The 4063-nt window shown below is 62.5% G+C and carries 3 protein-coding genes and 1 pseudogene; all 4 read left to right on the top strand.

Annotated elements, in window-relative coordinates; genetic code table 11:
- Nucleotides 1-481 (top strand): annotated as a pseudogene (locus tag ENZ75_RS23725) (UxaA family hydrolase); the annotation flags it as partial.
- Nucleotides 482-541: 60 nt separating this feature from the next.
- Nucleotides 542-1540: an aldo/keto reductase gene (locus tag ENZ75_RS23720; RefSeq protein WP_063169029.1), complete on the top strand. Its 999-nt coding sequence runs from the start codon at nt 542-544 to the stop codon at nt 1538-1540.
- A gap of 300 nt (nt 1541-1840) precedes the next feature.
- Complete coding sequence (locus ENZ75_RS23715; RefSeq protein WP_063169030.1) at nt 1841-2833, top strand: ABC transporter substrate-binding protein; 993 nt, start codon at nt 1841-1843, stop codon at nt 2831-2833.
- Nucleotides 2834-3016: 183 nt separating this feature from the next.
- The coding region (locus ENZ75_RS23710; protein ID WP_164887960.1) for a sugar ABC transporter ATP-binding protein at nt 3017-4063 on the top strand (1047 nt) is incomplete at its 3' end.

Below are 4063 nucleotides of genomic sequence, written 5' to 3'. Positions count from 1 at the left end.
CAACAATCCCTCGCCCGGCAACAAGCGCGGCGGCCTCACCACCATCCTGGAGAAGTCCCTCGGTGCGGTCGCCAAGGGCGGCCAGACGCCGCTCAACGGCGTCTTCGGTTACGCCGAAAAAGTCACCGGCAGTGGCCTGGTGTTCATGGATACGCCTGGCTACGACCCGGTTTCGGCGACCGGCCAGGTGGCGGGCGGCGCCAACGTCATCGTCTTCACCACCGGCCGCGGCTCCTGCTTCGGCTGCCGTCCGACGCCGTCGATCAAGGTCGCCACCAACTCGACCATGTACCACCAGATGGAAGAGGACATGGACGTCAATTGCGGCGTCATCGCCTCGGGTGAAAAGACCATCGCCGGCATGGGCCGCGAGATCTTCGAACTGATCGTCGAAACGGCTTCCGGCCGCAAGACCAAGAGCGAGGACTTCGGCTACGGCGACAACGAGTTCGTGCCCTGGCATCTGGGCGCAACACTTTAGATTTTACTGATATAAAATAGACGGCGCGCCGGTCAGCGGCGGGCAACGGGGAGGTTTTGCATGGAAAAACGCCGTATCGGTCGGACAGCTCTGGAGGTCACCGAAGTCAGTTTCGGCGGCGCCGCACTTGGCGGCCTTTACCGCGCCTGTTCGCGCGAAGCGGCGATGGAGACGCTGCAGGGCGCCTGGGATGCCGACCTGCGCTATTTCGACACCGCACCCTTCTACGGTTTCGGACTGTCGGAGCGCCGCTTCGGCGACTTCCTGCGTTACAAGCCGCGCGATTCCTATGTGCTGTCGACCAAGGTCGGCCGGCTGTTTCGCCCGGTGCCGGACGATCAGGTTCCCGATCACTCCTATGTCGATCCGCTGCCCTTCGCGCTCGACTACGACTATTCCTATGACGGCATTATGCGGTCGGTCGAGTTCAGCTATGCGCGGCTTGGCCTAAACAGGATAGACATCCTGTTTGTCCACGACATCGGCGCCTACACCCATGGTATCGAGAAGACCAAGCTGCATTTTCGCGACCTGATGGATGGCGGCCTCAAGGCACTCGAAGAGCTGAAACGGACTGGCGTCATTTCTGCCTATGGGCTTGGCGTCAACGAGGTGCAGATCTGCCTGGACGTGATGCGCCGGGCGCCGCTCGACTGCATCCTGCTTGCCAGCCGCTATTCCCTGCTCGACCGCAGTGCCGAAGCGGAGTTGCTGCCGCTATGCCGGGCACAGCAGACCTCCTTGGTCATTGGCGGCGTGTTCAACTCCGGCATCCTGGCGACCGGCCCGGTGCAAGGCGCACATTTCGACTACCGCCCCGCCAGCCATGACGTGCTCGACCGCGTCGGCGCAATGGAAAGGATCGCCGCCGAGGGTGGCTATCCGCTCGCCGCCGCAGCGTTCCAATTCCCCTTGCATGAAGCTGCCGTCGCCACCGTACTGACCGGCACCGCCAAGCTGGCAAATCTGACGCGCAACCTCGAGCTGCTCGACATCGACGTACCGGAAACGGAATACGCCAAATATCGTCCCTACACGCTGGTGCAGGAGCTGGTGTGAAACTTCATGTTCCTTCGGCACATGGAGGAATGGATATTCCATATTGACGAATTGGTGGAATTAATATTCCATACGTTCCCAGAACGGAACGGAAGCGTGACGGCGCCAATGGGAGAACAGGGCGGGGGATCTGCCTCTGCCAGACCTCGCAACGACTGGTCAAACACCGCTTGCATCGATCTGTTCGATGCACTATCAAAACAGGGCAACTGTTTTTTATTGATAAAGTTCTGTTTGGGACCGCGCCTATCCGAACGGAGCTTCCGTATCGTTCACCGGGCGACTTAGGGAGGAAACCTCATGAAATTCGTGACCAGCATTCTCAACCGCCGCGCCGTCATGGCGCTGGCAGCAGCTTCAATGCTCGCCGGCGTCATGCATCCGGCGCCGGTTTCGGCGGCGGACGTCACCATTCCGATCATCGTCAAGGACACCACGTCCTTCTACTGGCAGATCGTTCTGGCCGGCGCCCGCAAGGCCGGCAAGGATCTCGGCGTCAACGTGCCGGAACTCGGCGCCCAGGCTGAAACCGACGTCAACGGCCAGGTCTCGATCCTCGAGAACGCCGTTGCCAGCAACCCGGCGGCCATCGTCATTGCGCCGACCGAGTTCAAGGCGCTCGGCAAGCCGATCGATGAAGCCGCTGCCAAGGTCAAGGTCATCGGCATCGACTCCGGTGCCGACTCCAAGGCCTTCACCTCGTTCCTGACCACCGACAACGTCCAGGGCGGCCGCGTCGCTGCCGACGGCCTCGCAGCTGCCATCGGCGCCGCCAACGGCGGCAAGATCGAGGGCGACGTTGCCCTGATCACCAACGCACCTGGCGCCGGCTCGCTCGAACAGCGCAAGCAGGGCTTCACCGAACAGCTGGCCGCCAAATATCCGGGCCTCAAGCTGGTTGCCGACAAATATGCCGACGGCCAGGCCACCACCGGCCTCAACATCGCCACCGACCTGATCACCGCCAACCCGAACCTCAAGGGCATCTTCGCTTCCAACCTGATCATGGCGCAGGGCGTCGGCCAGGCCGTCGCGGAAAACAACCTTGGCGGCAAGCTGGCGCTGGTCGGTTTCGACAGCGACGAGAAGCTGATCAAGTTCCTCAACGACGGCGTCATTTCCGCCCTCGTCGTCCAGGATCCGTACCGGATGGGCTATGACGGCATCAAGACCGCGCTCGCCGCCTCCAAGGGCGAGAAGGTCGAAGCCAATGTCGACACCGGCGCCAATCTGGTGACCAAGGACAACATGAAAGATCCCAAGATCGACGCGCTGCTCAATCCGAAGCTCTGAGCCGTCGCATCCGCAATCGTCTCCGGGGCACCTCGCCCCGGAGACACAAACTGCCGCACGAACGGCTTGGCAATCCGCACGCCTGAGCCAGGCTGTTTTCGAGGCATATCCCTGCCTCGCCGCGTGCCAATCGTGAGGCCAGCCTGGGAAGCCAATCCGGGAGGCCAATCTGGGAGGATTGTCATGATTTCGACGGCGCAGGAACTGCATCCCGCACCCGTTCTGGAACAGGGGCGGACTATCCTCGAATTGCGTGGCCTGGAGAAGCGCTATCCCGGCACCCACGCGCTGAAACCGGTCGATCTCGCCTTCAAGTCCGGTGAGATCCACGCCATCGTCGGCGAAAACGGCGCCGGCAAATCCACGCTCATCAAGCTTCTGACCGGCGTCATGCCGCGCACCTCCGGAGAGATTGTCTGGGAGGGCCAGGCGGCCGCCCTGGCGACGCCGCACGAGGCGATGGCGCTCGGCATCAATGCCGTGCACCAGGAAGTCGTGCTGTGCCGTCACCTGACGGTCGCCGCCAACATGTTCCTCGGCGAGGAGAATTCGCGCTTCGGCATCCTGCAGCAGCGCGCCATGGTCAGGCAGGCGCAGACGATCATCGACGACCTAGGCTTCGACCTGCCGGCGCATGTCACGCTCGGCGACCTGACCATCGGCCAGCAGCAGCTGATAGCCGCCGCCCGCGCCACCGTGCGCGGCACCAAATTCCTGATCTTCGACGAGCCGACCGCCTACCTCACCCGCAAGGAGGCCGACCAGCTCTTCACGCTGATCCGCCGTCTGAAGGGCGAAGGCGTGACGATCATCTACATCAGCCACCGCATGGAGGAAGTGTTCGAACTCGCCGACCGGGTATCCGTGCTGCGCGACGGCACGCTGGTCGGCACCCGCAACATCGCAGAGACCAACGATGCCGAACTGGTCAAGATGATGATCAACCGCTCGATCGAGCAGGTCTATCACAAGGAGCATTTCACGCCGGGCGCCGCCATCATCGAGGCGAAAAACCTGTCCGGCAAGGGCTTCGAAAATGTCTCGATGACGGTCCGCGCCGGCGAGATCGTCGGACTCTATGGGCTGATCGGCGCCGGACGCAGCGAGTTCGTCACCACGCTCTACGGCCGCCACCGCAAATCCGCCGGCCAGATCCTCTGGGAAGGCAAGGAGGTACAGGTCAATTCCGAACATGACGCGATCAAGCTCGGCATGGCGCTGGCGCCGGAG

The sequence above is a fragment of the Mesorhizobium sp. M7A.F.Ca.CA.002.04.1.1 genome (assembly GCF_004022805.1).
GTDB lineage: Bacteria > Pseudomonadota > Alphaproteobacteria > Rhizobiales > Rhizobiaceae > Mesorhizobium > Mesorhizobium ciceri.
This window is presented reverse-complemented; position numbering and strand designations above follow the sequence as displayed.